The following is a 19,130-nucleotide window of genomic DNA, read 5'->3' on the forward strand; positions in this document are numbered from 1 at the left end:
CCTTAAAGGCTTATCGCCGCGCGATCAGCTGGCGGATGGTTCCGTTTTGTTTCAGGTCGCGCACGACCAGCTCGTAGCCGCCCTTAGCCCCCTGCATCGCGGCCTCCTTGACCATGTTGACGGTGGCGTCATCTGGAGTGCCTTGAAAGCTGAAGCTTTGCTGGATGACCGGGGCAGCGGGTGACGCCGAGGAGATCGGCACGACATTGGACTTCGTGGTTACGGCAGCCGATCCGACGTAACCGCCATCCGCGTACCCTTTCGAGTTCGCGTTCATGCGCTCGAGGAATTCCCGAGCGCCTGGCTGGCTGACCACATCCTTGCGCACCACGAACTCACCGCCGTGTACCACACCCTTCGGCTCGAACTTGCCGCCGTCGCCGGTGTAACCGCCATCGGAGAAGCCGTACTTCGAGCTGTAACCGGCCGCCGATGCTCCCAGGCTCGAAGATGTCGCCGCAGCAGATCCGGCAGCAAAACCGTTGCCAGCAGCAGATGCACCAGCACCAGCAAGACCGCTGAACAGCGTGCCGAAGATTCCCACCGCAGCCTGGCGAACCTGGATGCGGATCAGGTCGGCGATGATGCCGTCCGCCAGATCCTTGAACGACAGCTTCCCGGTCTTCACGAACTGGATGATGCCGTCTTCCATGTTGCTGAAGGCATTGGTGAACAGGTTGCGGGTTTGGCCGGCAACGTCGCGGGCCTGCTCAAAGTAGGTCTGAAACGCCGACGAAGCGCCGAGCGACCAGTCCGACTGGGCTTTGTCTACGTCCGAGTAATACTGCTGCTGCATCGCGAGGCGAGTTTGCAGCGCCGAACGCAGGGCTTCAGTCTCCTGGTTGTAAAGGTTGTCGCTGATCCGTCCTTCGTTGTGCTGCTGCTCCAGTGCGTCCATCTGAGACTGGTACTGCTGCTGGATGTTGAGTTGCTCCTGCAGACGCTGCCGCTGCTGATCACCCATTCCCATGCCGGCCAGATTGTTGTCCAGCCCGGACTGGGCCTTCGCCAACTGGCTCGCAAGGTTGGTCTGGAATACGGCGAGCTTTTGCGTCTCGTCGGATGCGATCTTACGCAGCGCGTTTTCCTTTTCGAGCGCTGCGTTCTTCTTCAGTTGAGCGGTGATCAGCTCCTGATTGGCCAACAACGACTTCTGGTCGGCCGTGAGAGTCTGCTTGCCCTTGATGTCAGCGAGTTCCTGCTCCCACTTCACAAGCGCCTGGCCGGCAGCTCCGAGCCTGTCGACCTCGCCCTTTTGCACGCCGATCAGTGAGGTCTGCTGCTGAAGGACGGCGTATTGCTGTTTGGCCTGATCGAGCGCCTTTATTCCGGCGTTTTCGGTATAAGCCTTCGGTTTCTTCTCTGCGGCTTCCTTGTAGATGGAGTTCTCGCGAATTGCCTTGAGCGCTGCCGCTTCCTGCTCAGCTGTAATCGAATAGCCGGCTGCGCGGGCAGCGCTGATACGTTTTTCCTCATCCTCAAGCGCCTTGTTCATTTTCTGGCGCTTGGTGAAGTTCTGCTCAAGGCTCTTTTCAAAAGCCTCGTAAGCCACCTGCCCATCACGCTGAACTTGAGCTGCTCGGGCGGATACATCAGCTGCATCCTGCTCAGCCTTCGTTTTCTTTTCGTAGGTTGAGATTTCAGTTTCGATAGCCTTTATTCGATCTCGGGTATCGTTGTCCTCGAATCCGGTATCAAGCAAGCTTTTCCTGTAGGCCAGTTCCTGACGGAGCTTTGTGAGATCTGGGCCTTGGTTAGACTCCCTGCCAACGTTCAGGATCGCATCCCAGCCGCTTTTTGCTGCGCCTGCAAGGTCGTTCCAGGCCCTTTCCAAGCTGCCGAGATTTGCCTTCATCGTCGCCGAGCGCTCTCCCAGCGCCTTGGCATAAGCTTCTTGAGCTATCGCTGCTGCGGCCTCTTTCTCCCCCATTTCTTGCGCAGCACGAACCTGCTCATAGACCGAAGCGGTCAGGAAGTTGTACTTGTTGTTGAGTTCAGCGACCGCTTTCACTGGGTCGTCCGCCAGCCGCACAAACTCTGCGACGGTTTCTGATACTGCCTTCCCGGTCGCCTTCTCGTAGGCGATGGCGGAAGTTGCGATTTGCTCGAAGCTGGAACTGGCGATCTTCCCTGTACCGGCGAGCTGCGCAAGCGCCGCGGCAGCATCCGCCGTAGTGCCGACGGTGCCACTGACGCGCTTGGCCATTTCAGACAGCGCGAGCGTTGTGGTGCCGGCAGCATTACCGGTTGTTACGAGGGAAAGGCGGTAGGCATCCTGCTCTTTCGAGCCTTGGTAGTAGGCCAGACCGAGCACACCTACCGCTGCCGCAGCCACGGTGAAAGGATTGACCAGGCCGAGGACATAGCCGCCCAGCGCTTTTGCTGCCGGCCCAACACCCCCGAACATATCTTTAAGCTGCCCACCTTGCTGTAGGAAAACGGTGAGTGGCGCCTGACCGCCCTGCAGCGATACGGCGATATCAGTGAACTGCGCAGGAACTCCCCGCAATGCAGCAGCGGTTGCCTTCGCCGTCATGCCGGTTTTGCCAAGGTCTGAGTTGAATCGCCCCAGATCTGCTCGCGTGGTATTGATCTTCGCTTGATACTCGGAAAAGGTATCCGCGTCGATCAATCCAAGCTTCCGGTTTTTAGCCAGTTCCTTCTCTTGCTTGTCCAGCTCGCCCAGCTTTCGGGTGACAGGATCAATACTGCCCAGCAGCTCTTCCAACTGCTCTTTTTGCGTTTTGACCTTCTTGCCCGTTGTTCCGAGGACTGACCTACGCTGTCGATTCCGTCGGCCAACTTGTCCATCACCGGCTTTGCACGAAGGCCTGCCCCCTCGAGCGCCTCAAGTGCTTTTCGAGTGTCGGCAGCCTTTTGCTCGGCGTCCCGACTGTCGATCTCCAAAACTAGGCGGGATGTCTGAGTCATTATTTTCTCCAGACGAAAAAAACCGCCCAAGAAAGGCGGTCTGCACTGTGGTTCTTAGGCTAAGCGAGCTACTTGCTTGCCTCTAAATACTGGTTCACATAATCCATAGACTCACCAATTTTCTGATTCATCGCGGTGAGGTTTTCCATTTGTTGCGGCGTCACATGGTTGAAAAGATCTTTTGAATCAACCGATGCCGTAAATTTTTTCGCTTTGGTACGGAAATTTTCATAGGCTTTAAGCGCTGTTTTACATGGGCCGATATCGTTCTTTTTGACTGACGCCTCACATTCCTTCTGCAGATCTAACGTTACCCTCGCAGACGCAAATGCCTCGTCATAGGCAGTGGTAACCGGATCCGCAGCGATCGCAGCAGAACAAAAAAACGCACCAGCTGTGATTACGTAGATTTTCTTCATGCGCCCTCCCTGAGTAATGGCAGCAATCTACCACCATCCGCAGGAAGCGCCAAAACCCTACTGCTTGATCAGTAGCGCTCGCAGGACGGTCGCGATACCCGAGAAAATGTCGTACATCGAACTCGGCACAGCGAGGTATGCAGAGCCTATGATGGTTAGGATACCAGCAAGGATGATTGCCCCAGAGCCCTGTCCAAGAATTTTCGGAAGGGTCACATCTTCGTGATAGCGGATCTGTGCCAGGCAGATGTCGATGCGGTAATTCGCGAGCTTGTTAAAAGAGCGAAATGTCTTCTCATCTTGAAACGAAGCTTTTTTGAGTTCATCGATTTGATCTTGAAGGTGCTTGGTGGGGTTTCGCGTATCTACCCCCATGATGCCCGCGGAAAACTTGATGAAGTGTGACGTCTTATCATCAATCACAGGCGCATACGACTCATATGAAATTTTCTCGGCTTTGGCTGCTTTGCGCCCGCCGTTGAAAGCCAGGATCATCGATGTGACTGCGGATACAACTACAATCGCCAATCCAAATGCGATGAACCAGTTGTCATCTAAGAATCCCAGGGCAATAGATACTGCAAGAATCAAAATCGTGGAAATTGCTACGACGTAGGTCAATTGGTTTCATCCTTAAATTTCTCTCGCCATTGTACGTCAGGCACACAGTCTCGACTGTACGAATCCTCAGTAACGCCATTCCGCTCACCGATAGTAGTCTCAAATACCCACTCAAGCCCAAGGAATGGCAATGTCTCTTGATCGCGCCTTGCAACATCAGATTCTCAGACGCCTCGAGTTGGAATATCCAGCCTCAGTTTCGGCACCACACTGGGTGATAGGAACAGAGACAGAAACTGCAGAAAATGTGGTGCTGAAGAATATCTACTATTTAGCCGATCATGGGCTGATTAATGTTGTATTCAGCAAGGAGCTCGGGCAGAAAATCCAACGCCCTGCGGAAGCACGCATAACCCATCATGGCTTGGACTTTTTGGCTGATGACGGAGGTCTCAGCGCTATCTTGGGCGTGGTTACGGTAAAGCTTCACGAAGACACCTTGCGTCAACTCATCACGTCGAAGATTCAGGCTTCCGACCTACCTGCGGAAGAGAAGAACAGCCTTCTTCAAACTGTGAAAGAACTTCCCGGCGAGGCCATAAAACACCTTTCAGAGAAACTGTTGGACCTGGGGCTTGAAAATGCTCCCCGCGCAGTCTCACTAATTCATAAAGCCCTGCAGTACGTCCAGAGCTGAAAGGCTCGCTCCCGCACAGGCGCAGCTCTGCGACACCAATGCGTCCGGAGCTTTTGTTCCATAGGTCGAGGAATAACGTTGGCTCATTCGCGTCAACGATGCTCAAAAACATTTCGGTGGACGCCGCGCCTACCCTGCCGCTTAAGAACGAAACCACCATTTCACTCTGCTTAATTTCACGCCCCATCTCATTCATCCTCAGTCGCAAGGCACGCCGCATCCAACGCAAACATCACATCGTCAACCTCATCGCGCGGCAGCGGCGACGGATGCGATTCCAGCCAATCGGAGATTTCCCGCGCCGACAGTGGCAGAGGGAACGCCCCGGCCATGCCGGCGATGTACCGGCGGCCGCGAGACACGTTCCTGTACAGGTTGAGCAGGTATGCCGTGATCGGATCGTTCTCCGGCTCATCCGGTACCGCCAGCTTCAGGCGCGCGTAGACCGCGCGGCGCTTCTCGCTTTCCCCGCCCCACTCTTGCTCCCACTCGAAGCGGCAGACGGCTTTCCCACCGACTCAGCTCGCTCTTCAGCGGCGTCGTTGGCTGCAGCAGCACCCTCACGCAGGACGAAGACGAAGAACTCGATGTTGGTTTCCAGGAGCTCGGCGGCGATCGCCGGGCTGTACTTGATCGGGTTGCCCTCGGCGTCCAGTACGCCATCCCAGTCCTTCACGATGAAGCTTGCCAGCAGCATCGAGTGGTTCTGGTGCTCGGTCTTCTCGCCGGCGACCACGCCCACTTGCCCCTCTTCAAACCGCGCATCGTTGCGCTGAATGCGGCGGCGCATGCGCTCCAGAGCGACCTGATACTCAGGGTTGTCGATGCCGGCCAGCAGCACTTTGGTGTCCTTGTCGAAGTTCGCCCAGCGCTCGCCGGTGACTGCAGGTTTCTTCTTGCCCAGTTGCAGAGCCATGGTAATTCCTCAACGCCGCGCCAATAAAAGGGCCGCCCCCGGCCGGCGTGAATGCCGGGGCGGCCAAAGGTCGAGCAGGTTTATGCAGTGACGGTGATCGCCGCCGTGCTGGTTTTGGTGACGTCCGACACGCTGGCGGCGGTAATAGTCGCGGAGCCAGCGGAAACGCCGGTGACCAGGCCGGAGGAGTTGACAGTGGCAACGCTCGGCGCCGAACTGGACCAAGTGACGTTTTGCGCGGCTTCGGCCGGCAATGCCGACGCAGTGAGCTGACGAGTCGCGGCAACCGCGATGGAGGCGGTCGTAGGCGCCACCGATACGCTGGTCACCGGCACGAACGGAACGCGGGTGATGGTCGGGCTGACCTTGGCAACGGTGTAGTTCAGCGTCACCTCGATCAGATCGCGCTTGCCACCATTCGGCAGTTCGCCGTCCACTTCCACCGCTGGGAAGTTGAAGGTGTACTTGTTGCCCAGGCTGTCGGTGATCGGGAACACGACGCCAATCGGGGCGCGGGTGAAGGTGTTCTTCCAGATCTCCCAGGCCCGCTTCGACCAGGCCAGTGTGATGCTGCCGGTGATGGCTGCTTCGGTGGCGATGTGCGCACCCGGCCCGAGACTGTCAGAGCCGAGGCACCGCTGCGTTTGTAGGCTGTTGTCGAGGTTGACGGTCATGGCCGAAACGCAGGCTACGCCCTCCAGCGACTGACCATTCACCAGGATCGTGCCGACGTTGTTGTTCGACAGGAACGGGGTGGTGGTCGGTGCGTTCGGCGAAACGACGATCGATGTTTCACTGTCGGTGTAGTCCAGGCACGCCATGTTGAAGGTGGCGGTGATCTTGCCGTCAGACGGGATATCGAGCGCGAAGGTCGAAACGTGCGCCCCCTTGAACACTCCGTAGACGCCGACGTCGTCGTAACCCTTGGCGATACTGAAGGTGTGGCGGGTGTCACCGACGCTCAGCACGTTACCGGTCCAATTGCCGTAGAACGCGGCCTCCAGCAGCTGATCGAACGAGCCAAACGACAACTCCGCCGTCAGGTCGCCGCCGATATCGATGCTGGTGGCCACCGAGCCTTGGCTCAGACGGGTGTCGGTGATCTCGTCACTGACTTGGGTGTTGACCGTCGGGGTCAGCGCATTGCCGGTCAGGCGCAGCGTGTCCCAGGTGCCGGTCGGGGTAACGCCCGGCGTCACCTCGGGGATGATGTGTGAAACGACTTTTGCGCCAGAGCTCATTGGAGCCTCCTATTCGCGGTAATAAAAAACCCGCGAAGGCGGGTTACACTTGGTTTTTTGAGGGCGTCACATGAAACAGATCTGTGTGAGAAACGCTTGGCTAAACGAGCACTACGTACAGGGCAAAAGCGAGCTCCGGCTAAAAGACAAGCCTGGCCTGCTTATCGATCTCGATCACATAACCGATGCCGATATCGATCGAGTTGCTGAATGGGCTGGCGAGGATGGATTTGAGATCGCCCCGTTTGGCGCGATCGGCGTCCGGCTTGTTTCGCGGTAACTTCAGCCGGCGCGAAACCGGATGTTGACGTTGATTTGGTAGAAACCCTCGAACTCGCCGGCCACCACTTGGCTGGCCTCCATGCACTCGAGGTCGCCGGACATCCAGTAGGCGAAGTGCGCTTCGAGCGCGTCGGCCAGTTCGTTGATGGCCTTGGTGCCGGTGCGCTCCCGGGCGAAGCACTGGATGCTGATCTGTCCGGGCTTGCGGGTGTGGGGCCGGTCGGCCATGCCAGCCATGAATGCCGAGGCGTACTGGATATTCAGGCGGCACCAGAGGCCGGTTGCTGGGGGGGTGAACACTGCCGGCTGGTTCGGGTAATCGATCCGCGCTTGGTCAATGCCAGTGAAGGCGACCATGCGCGCGGTGATGAGCGACCTGATCTGCTCGAAGGTCATGTGTAGGCCTCGGATACGCCGATGAAAGCAAGGTCGTAGACCCCGCCCGGAGCTTGCGTGGAATGCCCAAGCTCCAGCATCTCACCGTAGGGGCTGTTGGTCTGGATATAGATCACGGGAAACTTGCCCGATGCCTTGATGAGCATGCTGCCCTTACTGATCGTTTCGCGGCCAGACGGGTCGATGTTGTCGGTAACGGTCATGTCCGGAGCGCCGATTGAGACTAGGTGACTGCCTCGGAATGTGCCGCCGATGTACCCCTTCCCAGCTGCCTGCGCTTTGACGAAGTAGTTTTCTTCGCGCTCCCGCTTGGTAAGCTTCTTGAAGGCTTTGCCACCTGTGCGCACAGCGTTGCGTGCGTCGACGTTCGCGTCATAGGCATCAGCCAGCGCTACGTTCTTCGTGCGCAACGCCACGTTGGCCTGCCATAGGTCAGGGTTGCCGACCGGCGACCGGTTCACCACCTCGGTGAGCATGGCGGTCGCGATAACGCGCGCCATCTGGGTGATGTCCTCGCCAGCCTGATCGGCGAAGTCCGTGAGGCTATGGCTCCAGCCCGCTTTGTTGGCCATCAGACTTTCCTCAACTGGATCTCGTAATGGGCACAGGCTGGGTCGGTCTGGACGTTGACCACGTCGAAATCGTTGATCTTGTGGCCGATGTCCGGCACCCCGCCGATCGTTTCGTTGGTCAGAGCAATCAGCAGTTGGTCGGTGGCGCGGATGTTCACGCCGTCGACCTGTGCAATCTTGAAGGCGTCGAACACACCCCGGCCAGTGTAGGCGATGACAACAGGGGCGCCCGCTATCTCGTTGACCGGATCCCACGTTCCCGGCAGCGTCACGCCGCCGCTGAAGGGCTGCACAGCGTCCGCCAGGTCAGTGTCGAAGGCCTCGGCCAGATCTGCCTGGATCTCCTCACGTAGGCCCATTGGTCACCTGTACACGTTGAAGCTGAAGCCGCTGGCACGCCATGGCGCGAGCAGCCCCAGCGCGAACTGGACCCCATCGGGCAGCGCAGTGGATTTGCTGGTGTCGATCGAGGCGAACGTCTTGCTTGTGGTCACCGATCCGGCCTTCACCGTCTTGGCTTCCAGTGATCCCTCGGTCTGCTGCTGGTACAACTTTCCCTCAGAAGCAACGACCGCCAGCTCGGCGCCGGCCTGCTTCACATCTTCGGGCATGTCGTCCATGTCGATGCCGACCAGGTTGAGCGAAGTCAGATAGGCATTCGCCTGCAACACCGCCCGGGCTTTCTTGTCATCTGGAGCCCACGAAGCCCCGAGGATGGCGTCCACGTCCGCCACGGTGATGTAGGTAGCCATCAGGCCTCCGCTTGAATGAGTGGGGCCGAAGCCCCTGGTGTTACTGGTTGGCCTTCAGCAGCGCGAGCAGCTCAGGCTTCGAGTCGTTGACCTTGTAGGTCACGCCCTTGGCGTCGAGCTGTTCCTTGATCTGCACGACGGTCAGATCATCGAGAGCTGAGCCGTTGTTCTGCGGTCCAGGAGTCAGCCGCGCGACTTCTGCGCGGAGCGAATCAACTTCACCCAGCAGCTCATCGCGCTTGCTCTTCAGTAAGGCGATGCCTTCGTGAATAGAGGTCAATGCATCGAACAGGCGAATCGGCAGTTCGCCGGCGCCAGGATGTTCCAGTGGAGCGAGACCCTCGGCCGCCTCGATCAGCAGCACGATGCCGTCGCGCTCTGCATTCAACTTGCCGATCAGCTCCTGCAGCGCTGCGCCTTCAACACCGCTTTGGCCATCGATCACCAGAACCGTCGCGGGAGCAGCCTGTCGCAGTGTCACTTCAGGCACATCGAAGGCTTCACCCTCGCGGTCTTCGGTGACGTTCGCGTCGACGATGCGCAAGCCGCGCTCCTTGGCCAGCGCCTTTACGTTTTCCCGGTACTGGTGGAACGGACCGGGCAGATACCAGATTTTGTTGCTCATGATCATGTCCTCGCGGAGCCGGGCAAAAAGCCCGGCTCAACAGTCAGGGGTTACTTGGAGGCGTCACCGATCAGAGCAACACCGGCGGTGTGCTTGATGCTGGTGGCGGTCTTGTCCCAGTTGGTGCCGGTCGCCAATTCAGCGTCGGTCGGAGACTTGCCGCCGGCGGTGGTGTCCCAGGTGTAACCCTTGAGGCCCAGGCCAAAGGTGTAATCGGTTTGGAGCGTAGTTTCGATGCGCTCCTTGCCGTTGGTGGTCTGGACATTGCTGATGATGTCGCGGCCGTCGTGGACCATCGCGGCGCCCTGCACCAGGGACAGAACGATTTCCTTGTTCGGCGTACCGGTCTGCATCAGCGCCGGCGCGTCGGTGACAACCGAGATCTTGCCGAGGATGTCCACCACGCGGACGTTACCCGCCTGGAACAGTTGTTCGCTGTTGGTGAGCGCTTGGCCGACCAGCTTGTGGTAGGTGGTGCCCTGCATGATCTGGGTGACCAGCGACTGACTCGCATCGCCGAACTTCGCGTGGGCATTGTTTAGTGCAGCCTGGCTGATGCCAGCGGTTGCAGAGACGTCGTTGACGGCTGCCGCCTGAGCGGTGATCGCGGCAACCAGTGCGGCGATCGCCGTGTTCAACTGATCCTTCAGCAGGATCTCGGCGAACGCGCGCGAAGCGACTTCAATGCCCTGAGCGGTTGGTCGCTCCAGCCAGGTCATCTGCGATGGCTCGTAGCGGATCGGACCGAAGCCGCCGGCCACCTTCACCGAGGAGTTTTTCAGCTCGGTCAGGTCGGTGATCGGCGCTGCACCGTTGGCGGCGTAGCGATCAACGCGGCGCTGGGCAGCAGCCAAGGTCTGGAAGAACGACTCCTGAAGGAAGTCGCCGGTGAAGCCGTCAGGCGACAGCAGGATGGCACCACGGCTGGCAGCGTTGAACGCCACCAGCATCTGGTCCAGCGTCTCGATGGTCGCCGGCATTACGTATTCGTTGAAGACCTGCATTTGCGACAGGGACATGAGTGATTTTCCTTATTTCTGAGGGAGGTCTGGGAACCGGCTCGCGATTGCGGCCTGTCGTTCCTCTTTGGTGCCGCCGATGTTTCCTTTTGCGGCCCCGCCGCCTTTCCCAGCACCGCCGGCCCCGCCGCCCGATGCCTTGCTACCAGCGATCAGCGGGCCAAAGGCCGGATCGTTGGTGAATTCTGCTTTCAGCTCGTCCAGCGTTGCCGCCGAGAGCTTGCCGGCCGCGTCCAGTACGACGACGGTTGGTTTACCGTCGCGCTGCTCAACGCTAAGCCGGCGTTCGATATGGGGAAGCAATGCCTTGGCGCTGCCGGGGATGGCCAGAGTGGTCGCGATCTCGGTCGCAGTACGACCCACGGTCAGATCCCGGATCTGGCCTTGCAGGGTGCTATTCGTACTTTCGAGTTGGCCGGTCAGCTCAGCTTCGCGGCGTGCGTACTTCTCGGACCAGGACTTTTCGAGCTCTTCGACGTTGCCGGACTTGCGCAGCGCTTCTTCTCGATCCAGGCGGGCCTGGTCTTCTGCGGCTTTGCGCTTCTCGGCCTCTGCCTTCTTCTCGTCCAGAAGCTCCTGGACTTTCGATTTCAGTCCAGAAACATCTTCCGGCTGCGGCAGCCCTTCAATGCCGAGGACAAACTTGCCGTCCTTCTCGACGTAAAGGGCCTGGATGGATTCGTCGACGCCTTCGAGGCTGTCCAGTTGGAATTTCAAGGTCATTGCTGTCTCCCAGAGACGTAGTGCAGGCCCTGCCTGCGGGCATAAAAAAACCCCGGCATATGCCGGGGTTTATCCGAAAAAAGTACTGACTAGTTGAAACGCCGCACTATAAAGCTGTACCGGATGTCGCTGTATTCCAATCCCGGCGCTTGGCTCGTGCTGGAGCTTTCAGCATTAAAGATCCCAGGATGATTTTCATTCACAGCACGGGACAATTTCTTGATGAATTGGTCGCGAAAATCAAGCGAAGCCGGCATGTCCTTTAGCATCAGGTCAGCAGAGAAAGTCTGATCTTTTCCATCCCAGCCGGCTACTTGACGAGCCACCTCTTGGATAGCTTCATTCAGCTTTGCAACGTAGATATCTTCCATTCTTCAGGCCTCGTAAAGTTCTAAGCAATTCAGCCAGCAGAACTCTACATAGACGCCCGTTGAAAGGCCACAGCTTCACGGTCACGCAGCTGATTAAGCGTCAGTGTCTTGCCGTTGTCATCGATGAACTTATCCAAGGTCAGTTCACCCTTGCTGAATAGCGCATACCGGTTCGGCCCGAGAATGTCTCGCTGAAACGCCGCCGGCTGCCGTGCCAGCCATTCCTGATAGCTCGTCTTGCTCGACACCAGAGTCACCCCGTCAGGGCCGATTGAGGGCCGCGTCGAGCCTTTGATCTCGCGTGCAAACTCGTCCTTCAGCACCGGAATCAGCGTCGTGCGGCAGCCCCAGTGATACGGAGGCTTCGGCCCGTCCAGCGGAATAACCGTCTGGTCGACGCTCATGCAGAACAGCGTCGTTTTCGAGTCCAGGGTTGCCACCCTGCGCATTCCCGCGAGGATGTCGTCGTTCGCCTTCAGCGTTTCCACTCGCGCCGTGCTGGCGATGTGGTTGGTCATGGTGCGAACCAGGGCGCCGGCCTGATCCTGCTGCAATTGGTGAATGCTGGTCAGGCGCCGGCTGATCTGCTGGCTGGTTTCGCCCAGACTCGAACCGATCTGAATCTCGCCGATGATCTCGGCGGCCTTCTTGGTTCCAAACTGGTCGAGCGCACCGCTGATGCTGATGCGCTGGATGCCCTTGCGTGCTTCGAGCTGCAGCGGATCGGCCAGGGCTGCGGCAGAGATCATCTCAGCCGATGGAACATTGAGCTGAACCACCGCCCGGACCACTTTGCCCAGCATCGTCGCGTTGAACTGCGCCTCGTAGGTTGCGAACTCGCCGAGATCCAGGTGAGCGCGCCCTTTGAGGTCGTCGTAGATACCCCGCAGGTCGGCCTGAAGCGTTTCAATCTGAGAGTTGTACCGACGCGTACCGTAAGCGCTCAAGCCTTCCGAAACGCGCTGCTTAGCGGTCTTGATGGCTTTGCTGATGAACGACGCCACGCGCTTCAGATTTCCACCAGCATACCGCTGGACGTAAATCTGGTGCCGCGTGGCGGCGTCCTCAAGAAAGCCTTCATTACTCATTGTTCCCGCCTACCGGTGGCGCGCTGGCCAGCTCTTCGTCGATCTTGTCGTCGGTGCGATCAGCTTCAAGCACACCACCCTGACGCAGGTTTACCCGGACATCCGACTTCGCAATGAAGCCCTGCTGCCACAGTTGCACCTGGGCAACGATGTCTTGCGCGGTCATCGTCTCGTCGAAGAACGACTGGTTGAGCCAGAACACCGTGCCCTTCTCGTCCGGCGCATCCATCATGAAGCGCTCGGCGTCGAGGATCGCTCGCTTCAGCGCCTCGGATACGTTGCCGGCGATAGTGCCCAGCACGCTGTTGTCCGAGCTGTACCGGATTCGAACAGCCTCTGCCGTCTCGGCACCGCTGCCCTTCTGGACGACACGGGCGCCGATCATCAGCATCTGCTCTTCCTTGTCCTTCATCAGGGTTCGGGCGAGCTGGGTTTCGGTTGCCTGCAGCATGACTGCGGATCCGGACTTTCCGAGGTTGTGTCCGCGTCGCGAGCCGATGTGCATGCCGTTCGGGTTCAGCTTTGCGAACTCGTCAGCCTCGATGCTGGTGGTGATGAACAGCGTCGGCTGGCTGCTGATGAAACCGCTCTCCTCCACCGTGGCGCTGTTACCGTAGTGCAGGATGTTGACGTCGGCTAGGTCTTCCAGCGGAGACTTGTCGATGCTGGCGTCGTTGTTCTGGGCGCCGTAGAAGCTGAACGGGATGTGATCGAATGGTTGACCCGCCTTGTCGGTAGGCTGCGTCTCCTCGACGCTTTCCTCGCCTTCCCTATAGACGCGCTGAATGTATCGCCCATCGACCAGCAGCAGGACCCGGTTCTGCGTGTACGTCTCGCGGGACAGATCGGTAGCGTTGAACTCAGACACGCATTCCCGCAGGTTCACGTACACCAGACGCTTCACGCCATCGATCACCTGCTCATCCCAGTCGATGATCGACAGGGCGCCGTAGTGGTGGATCAAGGCGCGCTTGGTGGCGAGATCAGCCATCGAGCTGACACCGCTTTCAGTGGCCACGGTCGGGAAGTCGACCAGAAAGCCACCTCGGCCGCTGTCCAGGCACTCGCCAACCGACTCCTTCGATAGCTGCTCAAGGCTGGTACCGTCGCCGCTGGCGTTCTCCTTCAGATACTCAACCGCAGTCGGCAGCGAGAGCTCGGCAGTCTTGCGGAAGACCGCCCCCATCAGACCGGTGCGGGTCCGGCCGGTGATATTGAGGAACATCGCCCGCTTCTTGTACTGCTTGTAGCGAGCCAGGTTCTCCGGTGATTTGTTTTCCGGGTCTGGCATCGGCAGATATTCGTCGTGCTTGCGCACCTCTCGCGCACCGGCTACGCAGCGTTTCACCAGCTGCCAGCCAGGCAGGGCTTGTGCGTACTCTGCCCGGGGAGTGCTGAAATTCGCCATGGATGGCCTCAGAAGCTGAATGTGACAGGAATGTGCGTGACTGCTACGCGCTTGCTCTTCGCGACAGCGAAGTAGCGCCATGCGTCGGCAGGGTGAGATGCCCAGTCGTGAAGCGGCCGGTCTTTCCAACAGCCCTTCTTGTCGTCCCACTCTTTGCGGTAGTTCTCCAGCGCGGTGATGCCCTCCTCGCACTTGGCCTCGTCAAAGGCACAGTGGGCGAGGATCTCGCGAGCCTGGTCGATGCCGTCGTCCACGCCGATCTTAGGCACGACCTGGAACGTCATGCGGTAGTGCTGGCCGTCAATCTCATAGCCTTCTCGCGCCATTTCCCGGCGCGTCTTGGCATCGCTGCCGAACTCTCGGTTGTCGATGTCATGCGGCCCCCAGTGCTCGGAGTAGGTGTAACCCTTGTCCTTGAGAACCTTCATGTAGTGACGCAGGCCTTCACCGCTGTTCTGGTAGAAGTCGATGACGTGGTACTCGTTGCCGACCTGCCGCACGAACCAGATGGCCGTAGAGTCGCCGACACCGATGTCCCAGAAGGTCATCACCGGCAGGTGGCTGTTGTCTGGCAGCGTGCCGATGCGCTGAGCGGCATACAGCTTGGTGAACTGCTGGGCGTAGTAGGCGCCCTCGATCGACTGCTGGAAGGCTTCGGCAGGGATCGACGGGTATTCCCGCTTCATGTCGTCGCCGAGGGTCTTCTCCTTGGCGGCGTACCAGGCGCGCTGGCCGGGATTGGTGTCGATGCCGTGCTTGGCGAACAGCTCGTTGAAGTAGTCGGTCAGGCGCTGCGGGATGACCGCCTCGGCCGGATCGAGCCAGTAGGCCTTGTTCTTCCACCAGCTGAAGAAGAAGAACTTCCAGTCCAGCTTGCCGAGCGGTGTGCCAGACAGCAGCTGCTTCTCGGCGCTCTGTGAGTAGTCGAAGAAGTAGCCCGCACGCCCCTCCGCCGTCGACTCGATGGTGACGAAACAATCGGTGGCCACCGCCTCGAAGGCACCGGTGACAATCTCGCGCGCCTTGTGCGGAAACTTGGCGCAGATCTTCCCGAACTCGGACACGTGCAGGTAACGCAGCGTGCCGCCCCGGAACGAGGTGGACACGTAGACCGAGCCTCCACGACTGAATACAAGCTCGCCCGCTGCGTCATTCTTTGCTGGGTTCTTTCTGCGTATGAACGCCGGAAGATTGTCGTAGGCGTACTTCACCTTTTCCCGAAACAAGCGCTTGGCGTCGTTCAGGGTATGGGCGATCAGTGCGCACCTGGCCGACTCAAACAGAGCGGCATCCAGTTGGATGATGCAGCACTCAGTGGTGAAGCCGAGCTGCCGAGCCTTCAGGATGATGTTCCGGGTGTGCATCCCGTCGAAGTATTCGATCTGCTCGTCCGTCATCCGGAAGCGGACTTTCTTGCCCTGCTTGTCGGTGATGAAGTAGAGATTGTTCAACCGCCAACGCTTATCCCGGAGCAGGTTCAAGTGCTCGGGATTCATGTCAGCCTTCCTTTTCTAGCTCATCCAGAAGCTTGGTGAACTCGTCAGCATCAGTCGGACCACCTTCCGCATCCAGGTTATAAGCCTGTCGCTCGCCTTTGATGAGTTTGAGCTGGGCATCGACACCAGCGTTGAGCGAACGGGCAAAGTCACCATGGTTCTCAGCGGTGACATCTACGCCACCGAGGAATGCGCCGAGCTTCTTCGCGATGCCGCGCCATTGGGCGAGGTCCGATCGATGCGCCAGCACTACAGAAGCAGCTTCCGTGGCCGCCTCCTCAACAATTTGCGCATCTTCACGCACATCCGGCTGCGTGACGTCAGTGCGTGAAACTTCGCGTGAAAGCTTTTCTTTCGTTGCGGTGCGTACCTGCTCAGTGAGGTCACGCAACCAGCCGTGTTTCTTTGCTCTGCTGCGTATCGTGCCCTCGTTGGTGTCGTACTTGTCAGCGATGGCACGCAGGGAAAGCGAACCGGCCCGGTAGGCTCGTTCGATCGCCTCCCAGTCGGGTTGCTTGGTTGTCATGGGGAATCCTTAATCTTCGATGTCGAGCAGCACATCAATCAGCTTCTGCTCACCCAAGCGCATGGCACCAAGACATTGCAGGTCGTCGCACTTGGGTCCCAGCCCGAACACCGTCACTTCGCCTTTCGGCCCCATGAGGGTCAGTGCGCCTACAGTGCATTCCGGATGCACGCCGGCGTCGAGGTCATCTGCGATCTTGCGCAGGGTCTTGGCAGCATCGCGCCAGCCCTCGCACTTGAACTCAACGAGTTTTGCGGTCATGCCTTCACCATGTTGTGGGTCTGTGCGTGGGCGTGCCCGTGCAGCTCAGCGACGATAAGGCCCTGAGGCAGGCCGGCAGCTTTGGCAGCATCGATAGCCTTGGCGATCGCACCATCCAACTCGGTCAGTGCCTTGTTGACGCCCTGGCTCAGGGGCAAAGCGTGGCGCAGGCGGGTTACGTTGGTCATGCATACTCCAGTGTCGCGACACAATTTGCTGATTCGCGAAACGTGTCGCGACTTACTTGGATCGACGTTCGACCCCGCCCGGTGCCTTGTCACACCGCATGCAGTGCTCACAGTTCAACGTCCGGCAGAGCCAGGCTTTCACCCGCTGCCACCAGATGACCATGAAGATGTGCCGCATACCGGCAAGGGCCAGCGATACGTGCAACGTGATACCGGCAGTGGTTGGGCCAATGATGAAAATGTTCTGGTTGCGGCTCATCACAACGAAACCGCTGATCGCGATCGCCGAATAGATCAGCTTGCCGATGACGCCGTCCCGCACTCGACCGCTCAAAACACACCAGGTCGCCCACAAGGCAATCAAGCCGCAGGCGATAGAGTTGATCAGTTCAAAATTCATGGTGGATTGCCTCCCCCGAACCGCTGGCGAATGAGCGCCCAGAGGTCAGCGGACTTGATTGCACGGTTGATGGCTGCAAGGAGCGACCCACCGAATGCCCCAAGCAAGAAGCCGATACCTGCAACGATCTTCGGCTCGGTTACGCCCAGGTAGGCGCTGACCATGCTCGTCAAATAAATCGAGCAGGCAACTCCCGTAATCAGAAAGACAATCCAAGCACGCCAATCCGTTAGGTCGTCCTTGTGCCACCAACTGGCGACAACGGCGCCGACCAATCCCGCGATCAGCAATCCGAACCTGTCGATGAGCTCGAGCAGGCGGTGTAAAGAATCCATGCGCTCGACTCCGTGGGTGCATGTGAATAGGTCGGCCCCGCTGCACTCCCAGCTCAGAGCTATGGGTGTGGGGAGCCGAAAACAAAAAAGCCCCGAACAATGTCGAGGCCTTGAATAGGTGCGAGACTTCTCGCTTGTAAGAGGGTCGCCCAGACAGGCACGACCCTTTTGCTAATCCCGCCTCTTTTACGCGGGCACAGCCGGGGCGCTAGGCCTCCAGCTCAAGTTGGGAGCGGTTAAAACTCCCAGCCGATGTGGCCATAGGTCGGATATGGGTCCGTACCGTTATGCTCGGCGCTCGTGTTGTCGGGGTAATAGATCTTCCGACGACGAATCGTTGGGGTGTAGCCAAAGCGAGCCCAGACTGGTACTTCCTGAACAACCGCAAGGCTGCCATTTGGCTGCAAGCGCAGAGTAGCGCCAGGGTTGCCACCAGTCCCCGACTGCCAGATCGGAACGTTATTCGCCGCGTACACGACGAAATTGCCGTCATTCTGGAACACCGCTCGAACCGCACCCTTGTTCTGGGTGTAGCTGGCCCAGCGAACACTCCAGTTCGGGCCATAGTTCACAACGTTGCCGTCCCCCTGAAAGATCAAAGCACCATCACCGGCGAAGTAAGGCATACCCATCTGGAGCTCGGTAGTGCCACCGAATAGGAATGCAGTCCCGCCCGGGTCAAGCGGAATGCCCGGGGTACCGTTCCAGATAGCCCGAGAATCGACGATCACAATATTCCCGTCGTTCTGAACCTGGAGAAAGTTGCGATACGCAGCAGCACTAACGCTGTCTGGTGGGGTACTGTTTACCGTAAACCAGGTCCGGCTACGGGTATGATCAACGAGAACGCCAGACTCGAACACGTAAAACGAGTTAGGCACCGCAGCAACCGGGTTTGTCTGCGTCTGTGAATATGGAGTGTTGGTGTCAGCAACCCAAACAGCAACTCCGTTGTCATACAGCGCCAGATTCATATCCGGCTGAAGGATCAGTTTGAATCGCTTGTTCGGCGACTCCAAGAACTGACCAGGGCTCATGGAGTTACGAGGAGGCAACACTGGGCTGCCGTTGTTTGTAAATTGAACGCGTGGTGGTCCACTTGGTGCCATCTTTTTTCACCTTTTAAGTCGAATGATTTGTCGCGGAGGATTCCGCTTTCATGTCGCTCAAGGGCGATGGGGGGAGGCTCCTGACCTTCTGATAAAGCTTTGGAGAGCTGGGTGCGCCCTATTACGACTTAGGCAACAGGTCGTAGGTCAAGCTCACGCGAATGTTGCCATTCACCGCAATAGCCCACAGCCCAAAGCCGGCCGGAAGTTGAACAGGGTACGGTAGCTGGATAGTTTCGCCTCCCAAAGTGAGCAGGGCAGGCTTTGTGTAAAAGTCACTGGCATCGGTCGGTTTAGTGGTGCCGGTGATAAGCGCGGCGTTGAATGGCCCAAAGGCTGTACACGTGCGGATCACGACACCTGCAACGTTATCTTCAGGCTTGATGATCACGGTCGGACTCAATGACGAACTGTTATAAAAGTTTTTACCTAGGGTTACTGGTTCCATGTTTACACCTTTTAAGTCGAATGATTGTTCGCGGAGATTTCCGCTTTCATGTCGCTCAAAGGCGATCGCTCGAGGCTCGTGGCCTTCTCATGATTCAACGTCCCGCATCGGGAACATTTGATCTGGAGCTCGGTAAACTCACCCACGCGGGCGAGAAGTCTGTTGCATTTTCCGCATCTGCATTCTTTTAACATCTGCAAGTCCATTTGGTTTTCTGCTAGGCTCCGTCCCGCTCGCGCGAGCAGTGAGGGCCTTGGCTGGCTTGCAGGCTATATCTGCGATCTGGCGTCTCCTTGGGGTGTTACAGCACCCTCTGGAGTCGCCCTCTCTTATCTCCGCGCCTGAACGAAAAGCCCCGACAGATTC

General features: G+C 58.4%; 27 protein-coding genes. 2 read left to right on the forward strand and 25 right to left on the reverse strand.

Translation table 11 applies throughout. The features are described 5' to 3' along the window. Positions 1-10 precede the first annotated feature (10 nt). The 3 genes from JN524_RS19095 to JN524_RS19105 all read right to left on the reverse strand — a co-directional run bounded on the left by JN524_RS19095 (position 11) and on the right by JN524_RS19105 (position 3,971). Entirely contained in the window at positions 11-2,728 is a 2,718-nt protein-coding gene (locus JN524_RS19095) for a phage tail tape measure protein (protein WP_202370345.1), read from the reverse strand. A gap of 271 nt (positions 2,729-2,999) precedes the next feature. Continuing rightward, positions 3,000-3,350 (reverse strand): hypothetical protein, encoded by a 351-nt coding sequence (locus tag JN524_RS19100; protein WP_202370346.1) that lies wholly within the window; start codon positions 3,348-3,350, stop codon positions 3,000-3,002. A 57-nt stretch (positions 3,351-3,407) separates the two neighbouring features. Next, positions 3,408-3,971, reverse strand: a complete 564-nt coding sequence (locus tag JN524_RS19105) for a hypothetical protein (protein ID WP_202370347.1) — start codon at positions 3,969-3,971, stop codon at positions 3,408-3,410. A gap of 130 nt (positions 3,972-4,101) precedes the next feature. Here JN524_RS19105 and JN524_RS19110 point away from each other — a divergent pair, with 130 nt between their 5' ends. After that, positions 4,102-4,608, forward strand: a complete 507-nt coding sequence (locus JN524_RS19110) for a hypothetical protein (protein WP_202370348.1) — start codon at positions 4,102-4,104, stop codon at positions 4,606-4,608. 188 nt (positions 4,609-4,796) lie between these two features. On the opposite strand, the gene JN524_RS19115 is transcribed toward JN524_RS19110, so the two are convergent. The 3 genes from JN524_RS19115 to JN524_RS19125 all read right to left on the reverse strand — a co-directional run bounded on the left by JN524_RS19115 (position 4,797) and on the right by JN524_RS19125 (position 6,765). Then, complete coding sequence (locus JN524_RS19115; RefSeq protein ID WP_202370489.1) at positions 4,797-5,036, reverse strand: hypothetical protein; 240 nt, start codon at positions 5,034-5,036, stop codon at positions 4,797-4,799. Positions 5,037-5,038: 2 nt separating this feature from the next. Continuing rightward, a complete protein-coding gene (locus JN524_RS19120) occupies positions 5,039-5,524 on the reverse strand; it encodes a hypothetical protein (protein WP_202370349.1) in 486 nt (161 codons plus the stop codon). An 80-nt stretch (positions 5,525-5,604) separates the two neighbouring features. Then, positions 5,605-6,765: a phage tail tube protein gene (locus JN524_RS19125; protein ID WP_202370350.1), complete on the reverse strand. Its 1,161-nt coding sequence runs from the start codon at positions 6,763-6,765 to the stop codon at positions 5,605-5,607. Between the two features lie 70 nt (positions 6,766-6,835). Between JN524_RS19125 and JN524_RS19130 the strand changes: the two genes are divergently transcribed. Next, a complete protein-coding gene (locus JN524_RS19130; protein ID WP_202370351.1) occupies positions 6,836-7,045 on the forward strand; it encodes a hypothetical protein in 210 nt (69 codons plus the stop codon). A gap of 2 nt (positions 7,046-7,047) precedes the next feature. Here the strand turns inward: JN524_RS19130 and JN524_RS19135 are convergent, their stop codons facing one another. The 19 genes from JN524_RS19135 to JN524_RS19225 all read right to left on the reverse strand — a co-directional run bounded on the left by JN524_RS19135 (position 7,048) and on the right by JN524_RS19225 (position 18,958). Continuing rightward, positions 7,048-7,443, reverse strand: a complete 396-nt coding sequence (locus tag JN524_RS19135; protein WP_202370352.1) for a phage tail terminator-like protein — start codon at positions 7,441-7,443, stop codon at positions 7,048-7,050. Beyond that, positions 7,440-8,015 carry an HK97 gp10 family phage protein gene (locus tag JN524_RS19140; RefSeq protein ID WP_202370353.1) on the reverse strand — a complete coding sequence of 192 codons (576 nt, stop codon included), beginning with the start codon at positions 8,013-8,015 and terminating at the stop codon, positions 7,440-7,442. Before JN524_RS19140 ends, JN524_RS19135 begins: the two co-directional genes overlap by 4 nt. Next, entirely contained in the window at positions 8,015-8,374 is a 360-nt protein-coding gene (locus JN524_RS19145) for a hypothetical protein (protein ID WP_202370354.1), read from the reverse strand. Before JN524_RS19145 ends, JN524_RS19140 begins: the two co-directional genes overlap by 1 nt. Before the next feature lie 3 nt (positions 8,375-8,377). After that, entirely contained in the window at positions 8,378-8,767 is a 390-nt protein-coding gene (locus JN524_RS19150) for a protein singed (RefSeq protein ID WP_202370355.1), read from the reverse strand. A 40-nt stretch (positions 8,768-8,807) separates the two neighbouring features. Then, positions 8,808-9,392, reverse strand: coding sequence for a hypothetical protein (locus JN524_RS19155; RefSeq protein WP_202370356.1), 585 nt, complete (start codon positions 9,390-9,392; stop codon positions 8,808-8,810). 50 nt (positions 9,393-9,442) lie between these two features. Next, entirely contained in the window at positions 9,443-10,411 is a 969-nt protein-coding gene (locus JN524_RS19160) for a major capsid protein (RefSeq protein ID WP_047297589.1), read from the reverse strand. Between the two features lie 12 nt (positions 10,412-10,423). Beyond that, on the reverse strand, positions 10,424-11,134 hold the full coding sequence (locus tag JN524_RS19165) for a hypothetical protein (RefSeq protein WP_127650549.1): 711 nt from the start codon (positions 11,132-11,134) through the stop codon (positions 10,424-10,426). A gap of 89 nt (positions 11,135-11,223) precedes the next feature. Next, positions 11,224-11,505 carry a hypothetical protein gene (locus tag JN524_RS19170; RefSeq protein WP_202370357.1) on the reverse strand — a complete coding sequence of 94 codons (282 nt, stop codon included), beginning with the start codon at positions 11,503-11,505 and terminating at the stop codon, positions 11,224-11,226. A 44-nt stretch (positions 11,506-11,549) separates the two neighbouring features. Continuing rightward, on the reverse strand, positions 11,550-12,593 hold the full coding sequence (locus JN524_RS19175; RefSeq protein ID WP_202370358.1) for a phage head morphogenesis protein: 1,044 nt from the start codon (positions 12,591-12,593) through the stop codon (positions 11,550-11,552). Further along, the gene (locus tag JN524_RS19180) at positions 12,586-14,001 is read right to left on the reverse strand and encodes a DUF4055 domain-containing protein (protein ID WP_202370359.1); all 1,416 of its coding nucleotides are present in this window, start codon (positions 13,999-14,001) and stop codon (positions 12,586-12,588) included. The genes JN524_RS19175 and JN524_RS19180 overlap by 8 nt, the downstream gene beginning before the upstream one ends. An 8-nt stretch (positions 14,002-14,009) precedes the next feature. Next, positions 14,010-15,497, reverse strand: coding sequence for a terminase (locus tag JN524_RS19185; protein ID WP_202370360.1), 1,488 nt, complete (start codon positions 15,495-15,497; stop codon positions 14,010-14,012). A gap of 1 nt (position 15,498) precedes the next feature. Then, positions 15,499-16,023 (reverse strand): hypothetical protein, encoded by a 525-nt coding sequence (locus JN524_RS19190; RefSeq protein WP_202370361.1) that lies wholly within the window; start codon positions 16,021-16,023, stop codon positions 15,499-15,501. A 9-nt stretch (positions 16,024-16,032) separates the two neighbouring features. Beyond that, positions 16,033-16,284: a hypothetical protein gene (locus JN524_RS19195; RefSeq protein WP_202370362.1), complete on the reverse strand. Its 252-nt coding sequence runs from the start codon at positions 16,282-16,284 to the stop codon at positions 16,033-16,035. Beyond that, a complete protein-coding gene (locus JN524_RS19200) occupies positions 16,281-16,472 on the reverse strand; it encodes a hypothetical protein (protein WP_202370363.1) in 192 nt (63 codons plus the stop codon). The genes JN524_RS19195 and JN524_RS19200 overlap by 4 nt, the downstream gene beginning before the upstream one ends. Before the next feature lie 52 nt (positions 16,473-16,524). Next, positions 16,525-16,872 (reverse strand): hypothetical protein, encoded by a 348-nt coding sequence (locus tag JN524_RS19205; protein WP_202370364.1) that lies wholly within the window; start codon positions 16,870-16,872, stop codon positions 16,525-16,527. Continuing rightward, positions 16,869-17,207 carry a hypothetical protein gene (locus JN524_RS19210; protein ID WP_025110102.1) on the reverse strand — a complete coding sequence of 113 codons (339 nt, stop codon included), beginning with the start codon at positions 17,205-17,207 and terminating at the stop codon, positions 16,869-16,871. Before JN524_RS19210 ends, JN524_RS19205 begins: the two co-directional genes overlap by 4 nt. Positions 17,208-17,443: 236 nt before the next feature. Beyond that, positions 17,444-18,316 (reverse strand): putidacin L1 family lectin-like bacteriocin, encoded by an 873-nt coding sequence (locus JN524_RS19215; RefSeq protein WP_202370365.1) that lies wholly within the window; start codon positions 18,314-18,316, stop codon positions 17,444-17,446. Positions 18,317-18,437: 121 nt separating this feature from the next. After that, positions 18,438-18,764 (reverse strand): hypothetical protein, encoded by a 327-nt coding sequence (locus JN524_RS19220; RefSeq protein WP_202370366.1) that lies wholly within the window; start codon positions 18,762-18,764, stop codon positions 18,438-18,440. An 11-nt stretch (positions 18,765-18,775) separates the two neighbouring features. After that, positions 18,776-18,958: a Com family DNA-binding transcriptional regulator gene (locus JN524_RS19225; RefSeq protein WP_083368582.1), complete on the reverse strand. Its 183-nt coding sequence runs from the start codon at positions 18,956-18,958 to the stop codon at positions 18,776-18,778. Positions 18,959-19,130 lie beyond the last annotated feature (172 nt).

Origin of the sequence: Pseudomonas sp. MWU318 (assembly GCF_016756945.1) — a bacterium.
Lineage (GTDB): Bacteria > Pseudomonadota > Gammaproteobacteria > Pseudomonadales > Pseudomonadaceae > Aquipseudomonas > Aquipseudomonas putida_A.